Here is a 16654-nt window from a genome sequence, read left to right as displayed (position 1 = left end):
ACTCGGATCGCTCCGATTCGATCAATGGCGCGTCGGCCGGGACCGCGGCGGCCCGGGCGTCTCTTTCCTTCTTCACCCATTTCCCTAACGTCATTTCGTGGACGCCGATATTGCGAGCGACCTCAGCGATCGAGCGATTGCCCTCGATGACGAATCCTACCGCTTCTGCTTTGTACTCATCGGTGAACCGCCGACGTGTAGAGCCCATCTGGTGTACTCCTGAAGGCCAGGCAGCCAACCCCCGTGTCTACCAAAGCGGGTACGGTCCCGGAAGTCCGGCAGCATCGCGGTATCCGCGAGGTCGAAGCCGAGAGCGTCGCGCTGATGATCGGTGCCGCGCACGGCATGGACACCACCGGGTACACGATCCCGTACGTCTCGACCTGGGCCGCCCGCGTGGACGGCCAGGAGGCCGCCCAGGTGGTGCAGGCCACCGGTGAACGAGTCCGCAAGACCGCGCTGGCGATCCTCGACCAGCTCGACACGCTCCAGGTCGGTGACGGCACCCCGCCCGGCATCGAACGCGACACCCCCGCGCGTGCCTCGGCCGCCGTGAAGCCGGCGGCTTCTCCTGCGCCGTCGGTGGAGCGGGAGCGTGCGTCGGGTGTGCCGGTGCTGGCGGGGCGGGGGCTGTGATGCCCGATCCATTCGATGTCCTTGCGGCGCTGATTCGCGCGGATGGCTCACCGAGCCTGGCGGTGGCGGCGCGCAGCCTCGCTTCGGCGGGCGTGCCCGTGTTCCCGTGCCAGGTAGAGGGGAAGCGTCCGCTGACCCGGCGCGGGTTCCTCGACGCGAGCAGCGACGCCGCGCAGGTCGCGGCGTGGTGGTCGCGCACGCCGAACGCGAACATCGGCATCCCGACCGGCGGAGCATCTGGTGTCGTCGTTGTGGACGTCGATGTCCACGGCCCGACCGATGGCCGCGTCGCGTGGAAGCGCGCCGCCGACGCGGGGCTCGTCAGCGGAGCGGGTCTGCTGGTGCGCACACCCACCGGCGGTATGCATGCCTACTTCCCGGCCACGCCGGGCAGGGAGCAGCGGTCGTGGCAGGCCGCCGCTGCCGGGGTCGATTTCCGGGGCGACTGCGGCTACATCATCGCCCCGCCCTCCCAACGGACCATCGACGGCAGGACGAAGCGCTACCGGGTCGCCGACATCGCGGCGCTCTCGGTCGGCCCGGTGGACGCGGCCCGGCTGCGGGACCTTCTCGACCCACGCCCCGCCGCCCCCGCACGTCCCAGCGGCGGCGAGGTGGCCGTGGATGCTGAGCGGCTCGCCGCGTGGGTCTCCGGGCGCGGTGAGGGCGAGCGTAACCGGAGCCTGTTCTGGGCCGCTTGCCGCCTCGCCGAGAATGGCACCTCACCAGGTGACGCGCTCGATGCCCTGGGTGCTGCGGCGCAGTCGGCGGGCCTGAGCGATCGCGAGATCGCCACGACGGTGCGCTCCGCCTACCGAGCCACCCAGCCGCCGTCCGAAGCCCAGCCACACGGCCAGGCTCGGGACGAGGGTCGGTGGTGCAGCCGCTCTGAGGGTCCACCGTCCGTCGCGTCGGCGAGGTGGGCGTTGTGATGCGTGGGATCGAGGCGCGACGCTGGGCCGCGATGACGGCCGTCGCTGGGACGGTGTTCATCGCCGCTGGCGCGTTCTGGCTGTCTTTCACGTCACTGGCCGATCTTGCCGCGCGTTCTGGGATCGGGGCCGGGCAGGCGTGGGCCTGGCCGCTGATCGTGGACGGCATCATCGTCGTCGCTACTGTCGCCGTCGTCGCGCTCGCGGGTCAGCGTTCGGCCTGGTATCCGTGGGCGCTGCTGGTCGGCGGCGCTCTTGTCTCGGTGACGGCGAACGCGATCCATGCCGTTGTCGCGGCTGATGCCGATGTGCCACGCCTCCTCGCCGCCTCCGTCGCCGCCGTCCCGCCGGTCGTGCTGCTCGCGATCACCCATCTCACCGTCATCCTCACCCGCACCCCGGAAGCCAACGCGAAGGCTTCGCCTGTCGCTGCGTTCCAGGCGGTCGCAGGCGAGGCCATGCCCGCGCTGCCATCGGGCGACCCGGACCTGAGCGCACACGGCAACGACACTGCGGCAGTGGTGGATCGGCGGGCTCGGGGGCGGGCGCTGCGGGAGGCGGGCTGGTCGAACAAGCGGATCGCCCGCGAGCTGGGCGTGCATCCCTCCACAGTGGGCCGCTGGTTCGCCGTCGCGCACCTGACCGACACCACCGACACCGCCGACGAGCGGGAGGAGACGACCCCATGAACACCACCGACAACCCCCAGCAGCGCCACGACACGCGCGTGCCCGATCCGGCACGCTCGGTGCCCGACGAACCGCGCGAGCGCCCCGAGCCTGTCGAAGCGACGACCGTGCCGGAGGCGGTGCGGGCTGCGCAGGTCGCACGGGAGGACAAGCAGCACGCGATCGTGCGCAGTCGGGGCGTGGAGTGGGTGCGCCCGACCGACCTGATCGCCCGTCACTCCGCACACGCCGCCGGGCGTGGTCTGGACTTCCAGGCCGAGCTGGCCCGCCGCACCCGTACCCCGATCGGTGCCGGTGTCCGTCGCCTCGGGGATCGGGCAGGGCGGTTGCCGCCGATCTCGGCGTTCGGGCGCAGCACCGCCCCGACTGCCCGGCAGGTTTCCCGGTCCGGGGTCTCGATGAGCTGAGTGTGGTGACAGGTCATGGCCCCGACGGCAGGAGGACGCGCTCGTGGGAGCGAGTGCGCACCTTCCTGCCAGGAGGTGCCGACACGATGACCACAACCACCACCGGCTTTCCAGAACCGGCTGAGGACTTCACGACCAGCGAAGGGCTACGCGCCCTGCTGATCCGGCTCTATGAGGGCGGTGAGGATGCCTGGGTTCACGACCCGGTGGCCCGCGACCTGATGGAGTTCGCCGCCGACAAGTACCGAGCCCTGGCCCGCAAGCACAAGCTCGACACCTGGGAGGCCGTCGCGGCGGCGTTCGATGCGATGCAGTACCGCTCGACCCGCGAGGCCAACGACCCGTGGGCGATCATCACCCACGCGGTGCGGATTACCTGCGTCTACGAGGAACGCGCCCAGGGCCTGCTCTGCTCGGTGCACCAGGCCCGCCGCGCGCACGTCTCCGCGTTCCACGACCCCGAACGATTCTCCGACCGCGACACCGCGCTGGCCGACTACCATCCCGCGTTCCACACCACCGACACCCACCCCTCCGACATCGACACCGAGCCCCGCGAGAGTCTCGGGTCGGCGCAGGCGTGCATGTCCGCCGGATCAGCCGCCGAGGATGCCATCGCGATCTTGTGCCTGCTCGACTGGCCCGCCGACACCGCCCGCGCCTCGGTAGAGCACGTCTGTGGCGCGTTGATGAAGGCCGGCACTCGCCAGTCCGCCTACGAAGCACTCCGCCGCGACCGCCACGCCCGGGCACTGCTCGACCTGCCGCGCCACTCCTGGACCGCCCTCCTCAAAGCGCTGCTCGGGAACCCGCACCCCGCCTACGCGGCCACCACGACCGGGCGCGGTGTCCTGCTGCGGCTGCTGCTCGGCGAGACCCTCGATCTACTGCTGCGCGACGACGACCTGATCCTCGCCCTCGCACTGGCCGCACCGAACGGTCGAGGCGGTGAACCGTCGTGACCGAACCGCAGACCGGGAGCATCCAGCTCGACCGCGCCGTCGATTCCCTGATCGTCGGCACACGGCACCGCGCCGACCTGGGCGACATCGACGCCCTTGCCGCTTCCATCGAACGCGACGGCCTCCTGCAACCGCTGACCATCACCATCGACGGTGTACTCGTCTGCGGCGCACGCCGCCTCGCCGCAATCAAACGGCTCGGCTGGCGCACGGTCAACGTGTGGGTGCGAAGCGGCCTCTCGGACCGGCTCGGGCAGCTCCTCGCCGAGCAGGACGACAACATGCTCCACAAGCCCTACACCCAGCTCGAAGCCGCCGGTCTCTACCGCGAGATCAAGCAGGTCATGGCCGAAGACGCCGCCCGCCGCAAAGCCGCAACCCAGTTCAGCAGCGAGAACCAGCCAGGAAACGACGGTCCCGCATATTTTGCGGGACCGTCAGGCACGCTCGGCGAGGCACGCGCGCAGGCAGCGGCGATGATCCCCGGCGGGGCCTCGCACACCACGCTGGAGAAGATCAACTACCTACAACAGCTCGCCAACGACACCGCGCAACCCGAGACCCTTCGTGCCGAAGCCACAGCCGGGCTGGAACGGATCGAGGCCGGAGAGGCCGTCCACCCGATCTACCAAGCGATCCGCGACGCCGACGCGGTGACGCGAGAACGGCGCGAGGCCGAGCTGCACGCCCGCGCCGAAGCAGCCGTCGCCCACGCGAAGTCACTCAAGAAAGGCAAGCGCACCACACCACGCCCTCTGCCCGTCGTTTCTGACGATGGGCAGCCGGTGCGCTACCCGCTGCGCGCGTTCGTCCAGACCTGGGGCGAACTGGCCAACTGGTGGACCCACTACGACGCCGACACCCTCGCCACCGAGCTGACAGACGAACAGTTCGACAACTTCCTCGCCACCGTCGAAGGCACCACCCACTTCGCCGAGACCCTCCACGCCGCCCGAGAAGACACAGCTATGCGGCCACGCCTGCGCGCCCTCTGACCACCGGCACGGGCAGCGGGTGCGCACCTGCTCGGCATGAGCCCTGCACCCACAGACCCCAAGCGCCGCCGACTCGTCGCCCTCATCGCCGCCGGCATCGTCCTGCTGCTCCTGGCCAGCGTCGGCATCTACGGACTCCTCACCGGCCCCCGCACCACGTCCACGAGCACCGACGATCCGAAACCTGGCCCGTCCGCCACCACGGAACCGCCGACAGTGCCGCCGAGCACGCCCCGAGCTCCGCGAGTGCCAGCGGTGCCGCGTTCCGCCGATCCGGCGACGTTCTCCCAAGGTGTCGCGTCCACCCTGTTCGCCTGGGATACCGAATCAGGGTTGTGGCCGCTGGACTACACCTCGGCGATCCTCGCGGTCGGAGACCCCTTCGGTGACGAACAGGCCGGGCTCGCCTCCGACGTGGCCGCATACCTGCCGAACCGGGACGCCTGGATCGAGCTGCGCCAGTACGCCACCAGCCAGCACCTCACCATCGACCGGGCATTCGTGCCGGGCGCGTGGGCCGATGCCGTCGAGCAGGCACAGCCAGGACAGCTCGCCCCTGGGACGGTCGCGGTCACGATCGAGGGCACCCGCCACCGTGAAGGCGTCTGGAACGGGCAGCCGGTCACCTCGCAGCACGAGGTGGCGTTCACCGTGTTCGTCGTCTGCGCACCGACCTATTCGACCTGCCGCCTGTTGCGGTTGTCGCAGCTCGACAACCCGCTGCGCTGAGAGATGCCGTCGTGTTCCGCAAACTCGCCGTCGCGGCCCTCGCGCTGATGTTCTTCGCGCCCGCGGTAGCACTGCTCGGCATCGGTGTGCTGATGAACCCCGCCGCCGCCCACTGCGCCGCCCCCGGAGGGACCGTGAACCTCGGACCCGTCCCGGACTCGCTCACCGTGACCACCGCGAACGGGGAGACTTTCACCCTGAACCGTCAGCAGCTCACACACGCGGCCACGATCATCGCCATCGGCAACGGCCAGGGCGACGTGGGACGGCCCGGGATCAAGGTCGCGCTCATGGCCGCGCTCACAGAGTCCACGCTGCGGATGCTCACCAACACCGGCGCCTACCCAGAGTCGGCGAACTATCCCAACGACGGCAACGGCTCCGATCACGACAGCCTCGGCCTGTTCCAGATGCGCCCCCAATCCGGCTGGGGAACCGTCGCCGAACTCATGGACCCCACCTACCAAGCCCGCGCGTTCTTCGGCGGCCCGACCGGCCCGAACTACCCCTCACCGCGCGGCCTACTCGACATCCCCGGCTGGCAGCAGATGGACCCCGGCGAAGCTGCCCAAGCCGTCGAAGTCTCCGCCTACCCCGACCGCTACCGCAACTACGAACCCGTCGCCGAGAGCATCCTCACCGCCCTCACCAGTAGTAGCGGGCCTGGACTCGGAGCAGGTGGTCCAGCGTCCGCGTCGTCGCGGGTGGTATTCCCATTGCCGGAAGGCACCTGGGTGCAGACCTCTCCGTTCGGGATGCGGACGCACCCGATTACCGGGGAACAGAAACTGCACACCGGCACCGACTTCGCCGCACCCGACGGTACCCCGATCCTCGCCGCCGCCGATGGTCTGGTCACCGTTGCGGAGTTCTCCGGGGGCTACGGCGGGCTCATCGTCATCGAGCACACCATCGACGGCCAGACCGTCGCGACCGCCTACGCGCACATGTGGCAGCACGGCATTCATGTCCACGCCGGAGACCGAGTGAGCGCCGGGCAGCACATCGGTGATGTCGGCTCCTCGGGCATGAGCACCGGAGCCCATCTGCACTTCGAGGTCCGCCCCGGCGGCACCAATGGCGAAGCCATCGACGCCGCCGCCTGGCTCAACCAGCACGGAGCCGCGAACCTCCCCACCGCGACCAGTGGATCACCAGCCGCCTGCAACACCGCCAGCACGCCTGGCGCGCCAGACGGCGTCGACGGAGACCCCGACCGACTCGTCGATGATCCCACCAGCAACGGCAAGATCACCGCCCGGATGCTGCACCTCTACCAGCAGACCCTCGCCGCGTTCCCCGACACCGGCTGGGGCTGCTACTCACCCCGTCCCGGCACGAAGTCCGAGCATCCTCTCGGACGCGCCTGCGACATCACCTTCGGCAACAAGATCGGCCAACGCCCCAACACCGCGCAACTCGAAGCCGGCTGGCGAGTCACGAACTGGATGAAAGACAACGCCGACGTGCTCGGCGTCCAGTACCTCATCTGGCAAGGCCAAATCTGGTCCCTCGCCAGCGACGCTGATGGCTGGCGGCCCTACAACGGCGGCGGCATGCACGACCCCACCTCAATCACGGGATCGCACAGCGACCACCTCCACGTCACAGTGAAAGCAGGTGCGTGATGGGCGTCTTCCCCGACTTCGACGGCCTCGGCGGAATCGGAGACCTCCGCGCCGTCGTCGGCGCGCTCCTGACCTTCGTCCTCATCGTCGCCGTGCTCATGCTGATCGTCTCCGCGATCGTGTGGGCCATCGCGACCGCCCACGGCAACTACGCAACCGCAGGCAAAGGCCGAACCGGAGTCCTCGTCTCCCTCGGCGCAGCCGTTCTTGCCGGAGGCGGCGTCGCCTGGATGAACTGGCTCCTCAACCTCGGCCAACAACTCTGACCGTACAGACGCTAGATCACGGCGTCGCGTGACGCTCGCGCGAGCCGCTCGACGAGGTCGTTGGGGATCCACTTCTTGAGGGTGAACGTGACGCCGGTCTTGCTGGCTTTGAGTCCGGCCGCGGTGATCTCGGCCGCGTGCTCGGTGATGGCTTCCGGTTGCAGGTAGAGGCCGCACTGTTTGCTGAACGCAGCGTAACTCGCGACGACTGTGTCGCCGATCTTGAAACCGGGCATGTTGTAGGCGATGATCTCGGCCGCGTCGGGCAGTGCGCGCTTCAGGGTCGCATGGAGCTGATGCAGGGTGGGCCGGAACTGTTCAGGCGCGGCAGCGATGTACGCCTTATGGTCCACAAACGTCACAGCGTCTCCTTCAAGTCTGCGTACGACCGTCTTCTCCATTGTCGCCCAGAACCGGGGTGGTTCGACTGGCGCACCTGTCGCGTGTACCCCGTCTGCGAGTTCGTGGGCGGGCCGCCCGTCGCCAAGGAGACCTACCGTGTTCGATCTGCTCGCCAACGTCATGTCCGCGCCGCTGCTGGTGCCGATGGACATCAACATCGACCCCAACACCAACGGTCTGCCGGGGATCAACCAGCTGCGCACCATCGTCGGCGCGGTGATGACCATCGGCCTGATCCTCAGCGTCCTCGCGCTGATCGTGTCCGCGATCGTGTGGGGCTTCGGAGCCAACAGCGGCAACCCGCACCTCGCTTCGCGCGGAAAGATCGGCGTCCTCGTCTCCTGCGGTGCAGCGGTGATCTGCGGCGCGTCGGTGACGCTCATCAACTTCTTCTGGAACGTCGGCCAGCAGGTCTGACCCGCGCGTCGTCAAGAGTGCTGGAGTTCGAGATGGGCGTGTGCGACGTTCCCGTGATCTCGTCGGTGTGCGATGCCGTTGGCGAAGGTGCCGCTTCCTTGGTGGCGGCCCCGTTCGACTGGCTCGCCCAGGCGATGGGTGCCGCCGCCGGGTGGCTGTTCGAGGCGGTCTGGTCGGTGTTCGACACCACCACGCTGGTGGATGTCACCAAGCCCGGCTACCTCGCCGTCTACAACCTGCTGTTCGGCATCGCGGTCTTCGTGATGCTGATCTTCTTCTGCCTCCAACTCATCACCGGGCTGATCCGCCGCGACCCGACCGCGCTGACCCGCGCCGCACTGGGGCTGGCGAAATCCGTCCTCGGCTCGTTCGTGGTCATCACGCTCACCGCGCTGCTGCTGGAAGTCGTCGATCAGCTGTGCATCGGGATCGTGCAGGCCGCCGGGGAGACCACCGAGTCGATGGGCGACAAGATCGCACTCCTCGCCGCGGGCCTCGTCGGCATCAATATCGCCGCCCCCGGTGTCGGAGCGATCATCACCATCTTCATGGCCGGCCTCGCCATCACCGCCGCCGCCATCGTGTGGCTCTCCCTGCTCGTCCGCAAAGCGCTGCTACTGGTAGCGGTCGTGTTCGCTCCGCTCGCGTTCAGCGGCGCATCCTGGGACGCCAGCCGGGGATGGATCGGGAGATGGGCGATGTTCGTCGTCGCCCTGATCTGCTCCAAGCTCGTCCTCGTCGTGATGTTCCTCGTGGCGATCACGCAGGTCTCCGCACCCATCGACGCGGACCTGGCGTCGGTCAGTGATCCCATCGCGGGGATCGTGCTGATGGCGATGGCCGCGTTCGCCCCGTACCTGACCTACAAGTTCATCGCGTTCGTCGGGTTCGACATGTACCACGCGATCGGCTCCGAACAGGACGCCAAGAGCGCACTCAACCGCCCGATCCCAGTCCCGTCCAAGCCGCAAGGCGGAGACCCGAAGAAGGTTCTCGACGGCAGCAGTGGCGGAGGGAACGCGGGCGGAAGCTCTGGTGGAGGGAGCGGGAGCAGCACACCGCCGCCGCCGAATACCCCGGCACCGGCTCCGGCCGCGAGCGGCGGGGGTGCGGCAGGCGGTGGAGGTGCCGCAGCCGGCGGAGGCGGAGCAGCCGCAGCCGGCCCCGTGGCCGCGGGCGTGGTGGTCGGGGCGAGCGTGGCCAAGGGTGCCGCCACGGCGGGGCCCAAGGCCGGGACGGCCCTGGGAGCCCAGGGCCAGCACGCTGCCGACGCCGCCGCACAAACACCATCACCACCGCCCACGTCGCCGACGGCGGCACCACCGTCGAGCCCCGCGCCGCGCCCGCCGAGCAGCGACCCGTCGCCGCCGCCGAAGCAGCCCCCGCCGCCCGCGCCACGCCCACCGAAGGAGTAGACGATGAGCAGTACGAACAACGACCGGCAGACCGCGGGCGAGCTGGTGCCGGTGAAGTTCTCCCGCCTCACCCGCCGCGGTGTCCTCCTCGGCCTGTCGCTGACCCAGCTCATCACCCTCGCCATCGGCGGAGCCACCCTCATCGGCGCGTTCTACGCCGGAGGCGGGATGCTCCTGGCCTACACCGCCCCGGTCTGGGTACTCGCCGCCGCACTGACCTGGATTCCCATCGCGGGCCGACCGATCGTGGAATGGCTGCCCATCGCCTGCTGGTGGTTGTGGCGCACCACCGCCGGGCAACTGCTGTACCGGCGCAGGATCGTGGTGCCGCGCCCCGTCGGCACTCTCGCTCTTCCCGGTGACATGGCGCGGTTGCGCGAGTACACCGACCCGGAGACGAGCGCGGGGATGATCCACGACCCGCATGGAGCCACCCTGACCGTGGTGTGCGAGGTTACGCATCCCGCGTTCGTGCTCCTCGATCCCGGCGAGCAGGAACGCCGCGTCACCTCCTGGGGCCGCGTTCTCGCTACGGTCTGCCGGTCCGGGCGTATCGCGACTCTGCAAGTCCTCGAACGCACCCTCCCAGACTCCGGAACCGGCCTGGCCGAATGGTGGGCCACGCACGGCACACCCGATGGATCGTGGGCGGCCGACACCTATGCAGAGTTGATCGAGCGTGCTGGTCCCGCTGGTGAGCGCCATGCCACCACGCTCTCGCTGTCGCTGGACATGAGAGCCAGCGCCCGGCAGATCAGAACCGCCGGAGGCGGGATACGTGGTGCCGCTGCCGTGCTGCGGCAAGAGATGAACACCCTCGTCGCCGCGCTCCGCTCTGCCGACCTGTCACCCTCGGGATGGCTGACACCGGGGCAGATCGCGGTCATGCTGCGCTCGGCCTACGACCCGGCGATCGCCGCGACCCTGGAACGTCACGGTCGGCTTGGCCAGTCGCTCGCGACGGCTGGACCGGTCGCAGTCACCGAGACCTGGGGTCGGCTGCGCACCGATTCCGCTCACCACGCGGTGCTCTGGGTCAGTGAGTGGCCGCGGTCGCTGGTGTATCCGGGGTTCCTGTCGCCGATGCTGCTGTCCACCGGCATCCAGCGCTCGTTCTCGCTGATCTGCACCCCGATGCGCTCCGACCAGGCCGCTCGCGATATCCGCAAGAAGAAGGTCGAGCACATCTCCGACCAAGCCCAGCGCGCGAAGATCGGCCAGATCGAGGATGCCTCCCAGACCGCCGAGTACCACGACGTGCTCCAGCAAGAAGCCGACCTCACCGCCGGGCACGGCATCCTGCGCTACACCGGCCTCATCGCTGTATCCGCACCCACCGTGGAGGAACTCGACGCCGCCGTTGCCGCTATCGAGCAAGCGGCGATCCAAGCATCTTGCGAGACCCGGCTCCTCGTCGGCCAGCAAGCCGCCGCGTTCACCGCCGCCGCGCTCCCGCTCTGTCGGAGGGTCTGATCATTCGACTCAGTACGAGAGCGGCATTCCGTAATCGTTGAGTAGGCAGTTGATGTTTTTCTGGATGTGTTCTGGGTAGATCGAGATGGGCCAATGCGTCATATACCCAGATGTCGAATTGCCCTCGAAGAGTGGCTCCAATGACTGGAGCGCGAAGGCGTCATCATTGCTGAGCTGCGAACCGAGCCAACTCACGAAATGCGCAATATGTATGCCAGGCAACTGACTCTCGGTGGAGTACCTATTGAAGGAGGTCATCGGCGACCAAGGCTGGTCCGAGTTAGGTATCGGGGAAAGGGTTGATCGAAAGGTTCTAAAGAACCCGGCATCCGCCACCAAGAGGCTGTCAAGTTCATGTCGCGGATCGGTTGCCGCTGGGTCAGTTGGTCCGTGGGCGACTTCTTCGTACAGGTCAATCATTGAGTCTGCGAAGCTCGAAGCCGACGCAAACAGCTCCGTCGAGTGGCTAAGCAATCCAAAGGGAAAGTGGCCAGCGAGGAAGTGCTTTGGACTGCCGCCTTCGCCAGCCACACGCACCAGAGTCTTCTTCTGTTCAATCGCCTCGCGTACGTGCGTTCGCTTGAGCGTGAGCTTCACCGAGAACGCTGCTGCAACGCCGCTTGCGAGCACTGATGAATGGCTCATGAGGTGAGCGGGATAGTCGCGCTTCAGGATGACTAGGTCAACCTCGTTTGACTCACCACCTGGCCCCACGATGTATTTCCGTGTGACTACAGGAAGGCCAGGTCCCCACTGATCGATGAGAGTCTGCCAAGTGGCTTCTCCTTCGTGACCGGCCCGCTGTGGATCGGACTGCCTCGCGTGTTCCCGAGCTTCACTGTAATCAGTCTCGACCCGCGTTGCCAGTTCACGAAAAAGGTCCTGGAACCTACTGGTCAATGCGCTGCTCCTCGTCGCGATGTGGGCATGCGCCGAGGCGCGAACACTCCGATTCTACGGGGCACGAGCGCACCTGGTTGGTGAACACATCACCACGTGCCAGGAGGTCGACCATGCCCACGTTCTTCGATTCGACTGCCGACGCCGCGGAGGCGTCCGAGGCGCTGCGGGGTTTGGCTCACGCGAGCCGTGCGTTCGATGAGCCCGCGCAGATGTACGGGGTGATCGGCGACCTCTCTTCGGGGATGCGGTCGCTGCGGCAGGTGCTCGATCAGATCGCGGATGTTCACGAGCGCATGGCTGCGCACGCGTTCAACGACGACGGGAGCCACGAGGCGGGGGTGCGGGACGCGCTGGCTGCTGCGGAGGAGTTGCGTCAGGCGGCGAACCTGGTCGACCGGGCTTACGACCGGCTCGCCGAGGGTTTCATTGCGGCCGGCAGGATCGCCTGGCACCCGGAGCCCGCCGTCGAGGAGGCAGCGCCGTCCAGGTGGATCAACGTGGTGTTCCTTCAGGGCGATGAGGCCGACAGGCCGTTGCGTATCCTCGGCGAGCTGGGGCATGTCGATGCGGTGGACTTCCTCGCGCAGTGGGACTACGGCGACGAGACGACCCAGGCTGCGCTGGAGAACGGGTACGTCTATGACGAGCCCGGCGAGGGCACCCACGATCAGGTGGCGATCTCGGGCGACTACGCGCTGGTCGTCAACCCGCACCTCGGCTACGTCTCGCTGCTGCGCCGCTACACCGAACCCGACACCGACGCCCCGGAAGCCGAGCAGACCGGGCCGTCCCCGATGCGGGATGGCCCGGAGTTGCTGGTGTCGTACTCGTCGCCGGACGCTCCGAAGCGGGCGGATGTTCCGTCGAGGCCGGAGGGGTCGTGGTTTGAGCCGGCGAAGATCGCTGCGGTGAAGCAGGCGCGGGGGCTGGGGCTGTGACCCAGGATCGCGGGCGGCTGCATACCGCTGTTCTGGTGGCACCGTCGAAGGAACGGCGAAAGCTCCGCAAGCAGCGCCGTCGCGCGGAAGCCCGGCTCCACGCGGAGCAGCGCACGGCTGCGCTCGCTGCCGCGAAGGCGAAGGCTGAGCAGGAGCGGGCTGAGCGGCGGGCCACGATCTACATGCCGAAGGCAGGCGAGCCGGGCGCTGCGCGGTTGCGGACGCCGGGCCGGTTCCATCTGACCAGGCATCAGGACACGTCGGCAACGTTGGCGGGGGCGTATCCGTTCGTCGCCGAGGGCGGTCTCGGTGCCGATGGGGTGTTCGTGGGTCAGGACCTGTACTCGGGTGGGAGTTTCGTCTATGACCCGTGGGTGTTGTACGCGCGCGGGATCATCACCGCCCCGAACGTGGTGCTGGCAGGGATCGTCGGCTCGGGGAAGTCGAGCCTCGCGAAGTCGCTGTATACGCGGTCGTTGCCGTTCGGGCGGCGCGTGTACGTTCCCGGCGACCCGAAGGGCGAGCACACCGCGGTCGCCAACGCCGTCGGCGGGAGGGCCATCGTGCTCGGCCACGGCCTCAACACGCGGCTGAATCCGCTCGACGAGGGCCACCGGCCAGCGGGTCTTTCGGATGAGCAGTGGACCAACACGGTCGCGGCCAGGCGTCGTGACCTGATCGGCGCGCTCGCCGAGACCGTGCTTGCGCGAGGGTTGTCGCCGTTGGAGCACACCGCGATCGACATCGCCCTGACCGAGACGGTGCGGGAGAACGATGTGCCGATCCTGCCGATGGTCGTCGATCGCATCCTTGCCCCCAGCTCGGATGCCGACGACAGGCTGGCAGAGGACGGGCGTTTGGTCGGTCACGCGCTGCGCCGGCTCGTGGCAGGTGACCTGGCCGGGCTGTTCGATGGGCCGTCCACGGTCAGGTTCGATCCGTCGTTGCCGATGATCTCCCTCGACCTGTCCCGTGTTACGGAGAACTCGATGCTGATCTCGGTGTTGATGACGTGCTCGTCGGCGTGGATGGAGTCCGCGCTGCTCGACCCGAACGGCGGGCAGCGGTGGGTGATCTACGACGAAGCCTGGCGGCTCATGTCCCACCCGGCGTTGCTGCGGCGGATGGACGCGCACTGGCGACTCGCCAGGCACTACGGGATCGCGAACATGCTGATCTTCCACAAGCTCACCGACCTCGACAACGTGGGCGACCAAGGCTCCGCGATGCGGTCTCTGGCGAACTCGCTACTCGCGAACGCGGAGACCCGGATCGTGTATCGGCAGGAGTCTGACCAGCTCGGCCCGACGGCGACCGCGCTCGGCCTGACCGGTACCGAGCAGCAGCTCTTGCCGAACCTCGGCGTCGGCCAAGGACTGTGGCGGATCAAGGCCAGGAGCTTCGTCTGCCAACACCAGCTCCACCCCGACGAACTCGCCCTGTTCGACACCAGCAGCCGCGCAGCGGGAGGCCACCGATGAACCTCACCAGCCCACGCCGATCCACCCCGAACGACGACGACACGACCGCTCCCGTCGAGCTGCCGCACGTCCTCGTCACCGTCGCCGCAGACGGCACCGTCACTGCCACGGTCGACGGGACACTTTTCGCGTCCCCGGACGTGAGCGCGTGGACGCGGGCGACGTTCGGACCGCTCATGGATGCCATCACCAAAGACCGCACCATCGCCGTCCGAGTCGAAGTGCGCGAGAGCGACGGCAGCGTCTTCACCGACATCCTCCGCACCCGCAAGCCCCGACGCGCAGCGGCCCCGTCTGAGACGCCTGTGCCGGAGACTCGTCGGAGTCGCCACGCTCGCCGGGTTCCGCGCTTGGCTGAGGTCACAGGTCACGGGTTCGTGCCCGGCGAGGATGTCGCCGTCGCGACGATCGTCTCCCACACTGACGCCACCGGAACCGGCGAAGCCCGGACGCTCGTCGACCTCGACGACCTGCCCGACGGCACGCACGAGGTGATCCTGTTCGGGCGCATCTCGGGCACGCTCGCGGTGCGGCGGCTGACATGAACCAGCGGCAGGCCGGGGGCATGGGCGACGAACTCACCAACGCCGCCTTGATTGGCCTGATCGGAGTGTTCGGGATCGCTCTCGTCCTCCGCGCCGCTGGCAGTGTTGCCGCGTTTCTCACCGGCGCGCCGCAGCCCGACGCTGGCGCGGCGGCGGGGCTTGGCGTGCTGTTCGACCCGGGTGATCCGGCGACCGCGCTCGGTGCCGACGGGCTCAATCCGGTCGTCTATTGGCTTGTCAGCGCCGCGCTTCTGGGTGGGCTCGCCGCCGGGATCGTATGGGTATGGATCGTTCTGCGCCGCCACACGCGGAAGACAGAGACCGACCCGCACCGACTCGCGGGGATCGCGACCAGCCATGAGGTCAAGGCCGCAGCCTCCGCGAAGGCACTGCTTCACCGCGCGGCCACGCTGCGGCCCTCCTTGGCGTCGCCAGCACCGCAGGATGTCGGCTACCTGCTCGGTGCCAGCCGTGGAACGAAGGTCTGGGCATCGGTCGAGGACTCGATCCTGCTGATCGGCCCACCCCGCTCCGGCAAAGGCCTGCACGTCGTCATCAACGCGATCCTCGACGCACCCGGCGCAGTCGTCGCCACCAGCACGAGGCCCGACAACCTCACCGCGACCCTCCGCGCCCGACGCCGCAAGGGCGGGCCAGTCGCCGTGTTCGACCCCCAACACCTCGCCGAAGGCATCCCCGCCGGGCTGCGCTGGTCACCCATTCGCGGCTGTGACGATCCGCTGACCGCGATGATCCGCGCCAACGGGCTCGCCGCCGCCACCGGACTCAGCGCAGGAGGGGTCGAGTCCGGCGGGTTCTGGGAAGGCAAGACCCGCACCGCACTCCAGAGTCTGCTGCACGCCGCAGCGCTCGACGGACGCCCGCCCGCCGAGCTGTTCAGGTGGACTCTTGACCCCAGCGCCGCATCCGAGGCCGTCGCGATCCTCAACTCCCACCCGAACGCGGCGATGGGCTGGGACGACTCACTGGCCGCGATGATCGACGCCGACCCCAAGACCCGCGACAGCATCTGGCAAGGCGTCTCCCTCGCCCTCGCCGCCCTGGCCGACCCTCGCGTGCTCGATGCCGTCACACCAGGCCCGAACGAACACTTCGACCCCGAAACCTTCCTCACCGAACAAGGCAGCCTGTACCTGCTCGCCACCGGCGCCGGAGCAGGAGCCTCCGCATCGCTGGTAGCAGCGTTCGTCGAAGACCTCATCGAAACCGCCCGACGACTCGCCTCCCGCTCACCCGGAGCCCGGCTCGACCCGCCACTGCTGCTCGCACTCGACGAGATCGGCAACCTCGCCCCACTGCCGTCCCTTCCGACGCTCATGGCCGAAGGCGGCGGCACCGGGATCACGACCATGCCGGTCTTGCAGTCCCTCGCCCAAGCCCGCGACCGGTGGAGCGAGCACCAGGCCAGCGCGATCTGGGACGCCAGCATCGTCAAGATCATCCTCGGGGGCGCGTCGAACAGCCGCGACCTCCAAGACCTGTCCACGCTCATCGGTGAACGCGACGAGTACACCGACAGCGTGACCCTCGGCGACCACGGCACCCGCTCCAACCAGCGCTCGATCCGCCGCGTCCCGATCCTGCCGCCAGACCGCATCCGCACCCTGCCCTTCGGCACCGGCATAACGATGCTCCGCTCAGCGCCGCCCATCGTCACCGACCTCCGCGCCTGGCCGACCCGGCCCGACGCCGCACAGCTCCGCAGTGATCGCGACGAACTCGAAGCCCTCCTCGCCGTCCCGTCTCCTGAGCGCGGACCTGGGCGCGGGAGCGCACCTGCCTGACACAGCGGCCACGCACGGCTGGTCGCCCGAG

Annotated in this window: 18 protein-coding genes and 1 pseudogene; 16 read left to right on the top strand and 3 right to left on the bottom strand. The window is 68.5% G+C overall.

The genetic code is table 11. The annotated features are described in order from the left end of the window. Nucleotides 1-208, bottom strand: a 208-nt coding sequence (locus KILIM_RS23500; RefSeq protein ID WP_006594234.1) for an IS3 family transposase, incomplete at its 3' end; no start/stop codon positions are given. A gap of 62 nt (nt 209-270) precedes the next feature. Between KILIM_RS23500 and KILIM_RS22760 the strand changes: the two are divergent. The 9 genes and pseudogenes from KILIM_RS22760 to KILIM_RS18300 all read left to right on the top strand — a co-directional run. Next, nucleotides 271-636 (top strand): annotated as a pseudogene (locus KILIM_RS22760) (hypothetical protein); the annotation flags it as partial. Beyond that, nucleotides 636-1568, top strand: a complete 933-nt coding sequence (locus KILIM_RS18335; protein WP_006594232.1) for a bifunctional DNA primase/polymerase — start codon at nt 636-638, stop codon at nt 1566-1568. The pseudogene KILIM_RS22760 and the gene KILIM_RS18335, both read left to right, overlap by 1 nt. Next, nucleotides 1568-2257 (top strand): DUF2637 domain-containing protein, encoded by a 690-nt coding sequence (locus KILIM_RS18330; protein ID WP_006594231.1) that lies wholly within the window; start codon nt 1568-1570, stop codon nt 2255-2257. Before KILIM_RS18335 ends, KILIM_RS18330 begins: the two co-directional genes overlap by 1 nt. Further along, a complete protein-coding gene (locus KILIM_RS18325) occupies nt 2254-2664 on the top strand; it encodes a hypothetical protein (RefSeq protein WP_006594230.1) in 411 nt (136 codons plus the stop codon). The genes KILIM_RS18330 and KILIM_RS18325 overlap by 4 nt, the downstream gene beginning before the upstream one ends. An 86-nt stretch (nt 2665-2750) precedes the next feature. Further along, nucleotides 2751-3626: a hypothetical protein gene (locus tag KILIM_RS18320; protein ID WP_006594229.1), complete on the top strand. Its 876-nt coding sequence runs from the start codon at nt 2751-2753 to the stop codon at nt 3624-3626. Beyond that, entirely contained in the window at nt 3623-4621 is a 999-nt protein-coding gene (locus KILIM_RS18315) for a ParB N-terminal domain-containing protein (RefSeq protein ID WP_006594228.1), read from the top strand. Before KILIM_RS18320 ends, KILIM_RS18315 begins: the two co-directional genes overlap by 4 nt. Before the next feature lie 36 nt (nt 4622-4657). After that, on the top strand, nt 4658-5350 hold the full coding sequence (locus tag KILIM_RS18310) for an RAD23 family protein (RefSeq protein ID WP_006594227.1): 693 nt from the start codon (nt 4658-4660) through the stop codon (nt 5348-5350). Nucleotides 5351-5361: 11 nt separating this feature from the next. Continuing rightward, a complete protein-coding gene (locus tag KILIM_RS18305) occupies nt 5362-6978 on the top strand; it encodes a M23 family metallopeptidase (protein ID WP_006594226.1) in 1617 nt (538 codons plus the stop codon). Next, on the top strand, nt 6978-7244 hold the full coding sequence (locus KILIM_RS18300) for a DUF6112 family protein (protein WP_006594225.1): 267 nt from the start codon (nt 6978-6980) through the stop codon (nt 7242-7244). Before KILIM_RS18305 ends, KILIM_RS18300 begins: the two co-directional genes overlap by 1 nt. 11 nt (nt 7245-7255) lie before the next feature. On the opposite strand, the gene KILIM_RS18295 is transcribed toward KILIM_RS18300, so the two are convergent. Further along, nucleotides 7256-7606 carry an iron chaperone gene (locus KILIM_RS18295; RefSeq protein WP_006594224.1) on the bottom strand — a complete coding sequence of 117 codons (351 nt, stop codon included), beginning with the start codon at nt 7604-7606 and terminating at the stop codon, nt 7256-7258. A gap of 160 nt (nt 7607-7766) precedes the next feature. On the opposite strand from KILIM_RS18295, the gene KILIM_RS18290 reads away from it, so the two are divergent. Genes KILIM_RS18290 through KILIM_RS18280 form a run of 3 tightly spaced genes read left to right on the top strand, consistent with a single transcriptional unit; the run spans nt 7767 to nt 10951 of the window. After that, nucleotides 7767-8063 carry a DUF6112 family protein gene (locus KILIM_RS18290; protein WP_218881052.1) on the top strand — a complete coding sequence of 99 codons (297 nt, stop codon included), beginning with the start codon at nt 7767-7769 and terminating at the stop codon, nt 8061-8063. Between the two features lie 32 nt (nt 8064-8095). Then, nucleotides 8096-9478: a hypothetical protein gene (locus tag KILIM_RS18285; protein WP_040563818.1), complete on the top strand. Its 1383-nt coding sequence runs from the start codon at nt 8096-8098 to the stop codon at nt 9476-9478. Nucleotides 9479-9481: 3 nt separating this feature from the next. Beyond that, on the top strand, nt 9482-10951 hold the full coding sequence (locus tag KILIM_RS18280) for an SCO6880 family protein (RefSeq protein ID WP_006594221.1): 1470 nt from the start codon (nt 9482-9484) through the stop codon (nt 10949-10951). 9 nt (nt 10952-10960) lie between these two features. On the opposite strand, the gene KILIM_RS24175 is transcribed toward KILIM_RS18280, so the two are convergent. Further along, nucleotides 10961-11851 carry a DUF6602 domain-containing protein gene (locus tag KILIM_RS24175; protein ID WP_006594220.1) on the bottom strand — a complete coding sequence of 297 codons (891 nt, stop codon included), beginning with the start codon at nt 11849-11851 and terminating at the stop codon, nt 10961-10963. Between the two features lie 113 nt (nt 11852-11964). Between KILIM_RS24175 and KILIM_RS18275 the strand changes: the two genes are divergently transcribed. Genes KILIM_RS18275 through KILIM_RS18260 form a run of 4 tightly spaced genes read left to right on the top strand, consistent with a single transcriptional unit; the run spans nt 11965 to nt 16623 of the window. Then, a complete protein-coding gene (locus tag KILIM_RS18275; RefSeq protein WP_006594219.1) occupies nt 11965-12792 on the top strand; it encodes a hypothetical protein in 828 nt (275 codons plus the stop codon). Next, a complete protein-coding gene (locus KILIM_RS18270; RefSeq protein WP_006594218.1) occupies nt 12789-14273 on the top strand; it encodes a putative type IV secretion/conjugal transfer ATPase in 1485 nt (494 codons plus the stop codon). Before KILIM_RS18275 ends, KILIM_RS18270 begins: the two co-directional genes overlap by 4 nt. Beyond that, nucleotides 14270-14818: a hypothetical protein gene (locus KILIM_RS18265; RefSeq protein WP_006594217.1), complete on the top strand. Its 549-nt coding sequence runs from the start codon at nt 14270-14272 to the stop codon at nt 14816-14818. The genes KILIM_RS18270 and KILIM_RS18265 overlap by 4 nt, the downstream gene beginning before the upstream one ends. Then, on the top strand, nt 14815-16623 hold the full coding sequence (locus KILIM_RS18260) for a type IV secretory system conjugative DNA transfer family protein (protein ID WP_006594216.1): 1809 nt from the start codon (nt 14815-14817) through the stop codon (nt 16621-16623). The genes KILIM_RS18265 and KILIM_RS18260 overlap by 4 nt, the downstream gene beginning before the upstream one ends. The last annotated feature ends 31 nt before the right edge of the window (nt 16624-16654 follow it).

Origin of the sequence: Kineosphaera limosa NBRC 100340 (assembly GCF_000298215.1) — a bacterium.
GTDB lineage: Bacteria > Actinomycetota > Actinomycetes > Actinomycetales > Dermatophilaceae > Kineosphaera > Kineosphaera limosa.
This window is presented reverse-complemented; position numbering and strand designations above follow the sequence as displayed.

What these genes read in the sequence shown, in the direction of transcription:
- KILIM_RS18300 (WP_006594225.1), top strand. Translation starts at nt 6,978, where the DNA reads ATGGGCGTCTTCCCCGACTTCGACGGCCTCGGCGGAATCGGAGACCTC.
- KILIM_RS18325 (WP_006594230.1), top strand. Translation starts at nt 2,254, where the DNA reads ATGAACACCACCGACAACCCCCAGCAGCGCCACGACACGCGCGTGCCC.
- KILIM_RS18335 (WP_006594232.1), top strand. Translation starts at nt 636, where the DNA reads ATGCCCGATCCATTCGATGTCCTTGCGGCGCTGATTCGCGCGGATGGC.
- KILIM_RS18320 (WP_006594229.1), top strand. Translation starts at nt 2,751, where the DNA reads ATGACCACAACCACCACCGGCTTTCCAGAACCGGCTGAGGACTTCACG.
- KILIM_RS18290 (WP_218881052.1), top strand. Translation starts at nt 7,767, where the DNA reads ATGTCCGCGCCGCTGCTGGTGCCGATGGACATCAACATCGACCCCAAC.
- KILIM_RS18275 (WP_006594219.1), top strand. Translation starts at nt 11,965, where the DNA reads ATGCCCACGTTCTTCGATTCGACTGCCGACGCCGCGGAGGCGTCCGAG.
- KILIM_RS18265 (WP_006594217.1), top strand. Translation starts at nt 14,270, where the DNA reads ATGAACCTCACCAGCCCACGCCGATCCACCCCGAACGACGACGACACG.
- KILIM_RS18285 (WP_040563818.1), top strand. Translation starts at nt 8,096, where the DNA reads ATGGGCGTGTGCGACGTTCCCGTGATCTCGTCGGTGTGCGATGCCGTT.
- KILIM_RS18260 (WP_006594216.1), top strand. Translation starts at nt 14,815, where the DNA reads ATGAACCAGCGGCAGGCCGGGGGCATGGGCGACGAACTCACCAACGCC.
- KILIM_RS18310 (WP_006594227.1), top strand. Translation starts at nt 4,658, where the DNA reads ATGAGCCCTGCACCCACAGACCCCAAGCGCCGCCGACTCGTCGCCCTC.
- KILIM_RS18280 (WP_006594221.1), top strand. Translation starts at nt 9,482, where the DNA reads ATGAGCAGTACGAACAACGACCGGCAGACCGCGGGCGAGCTGGTGCCG.
- KILIM_RS18330 (WP_006594231.1), top strand. Translation starts at nt 1,568, where the DNA reads ATGCGTGGGATCGAGGCGCGACGCTGGGCCGCGATGACGGCCGTCGCT.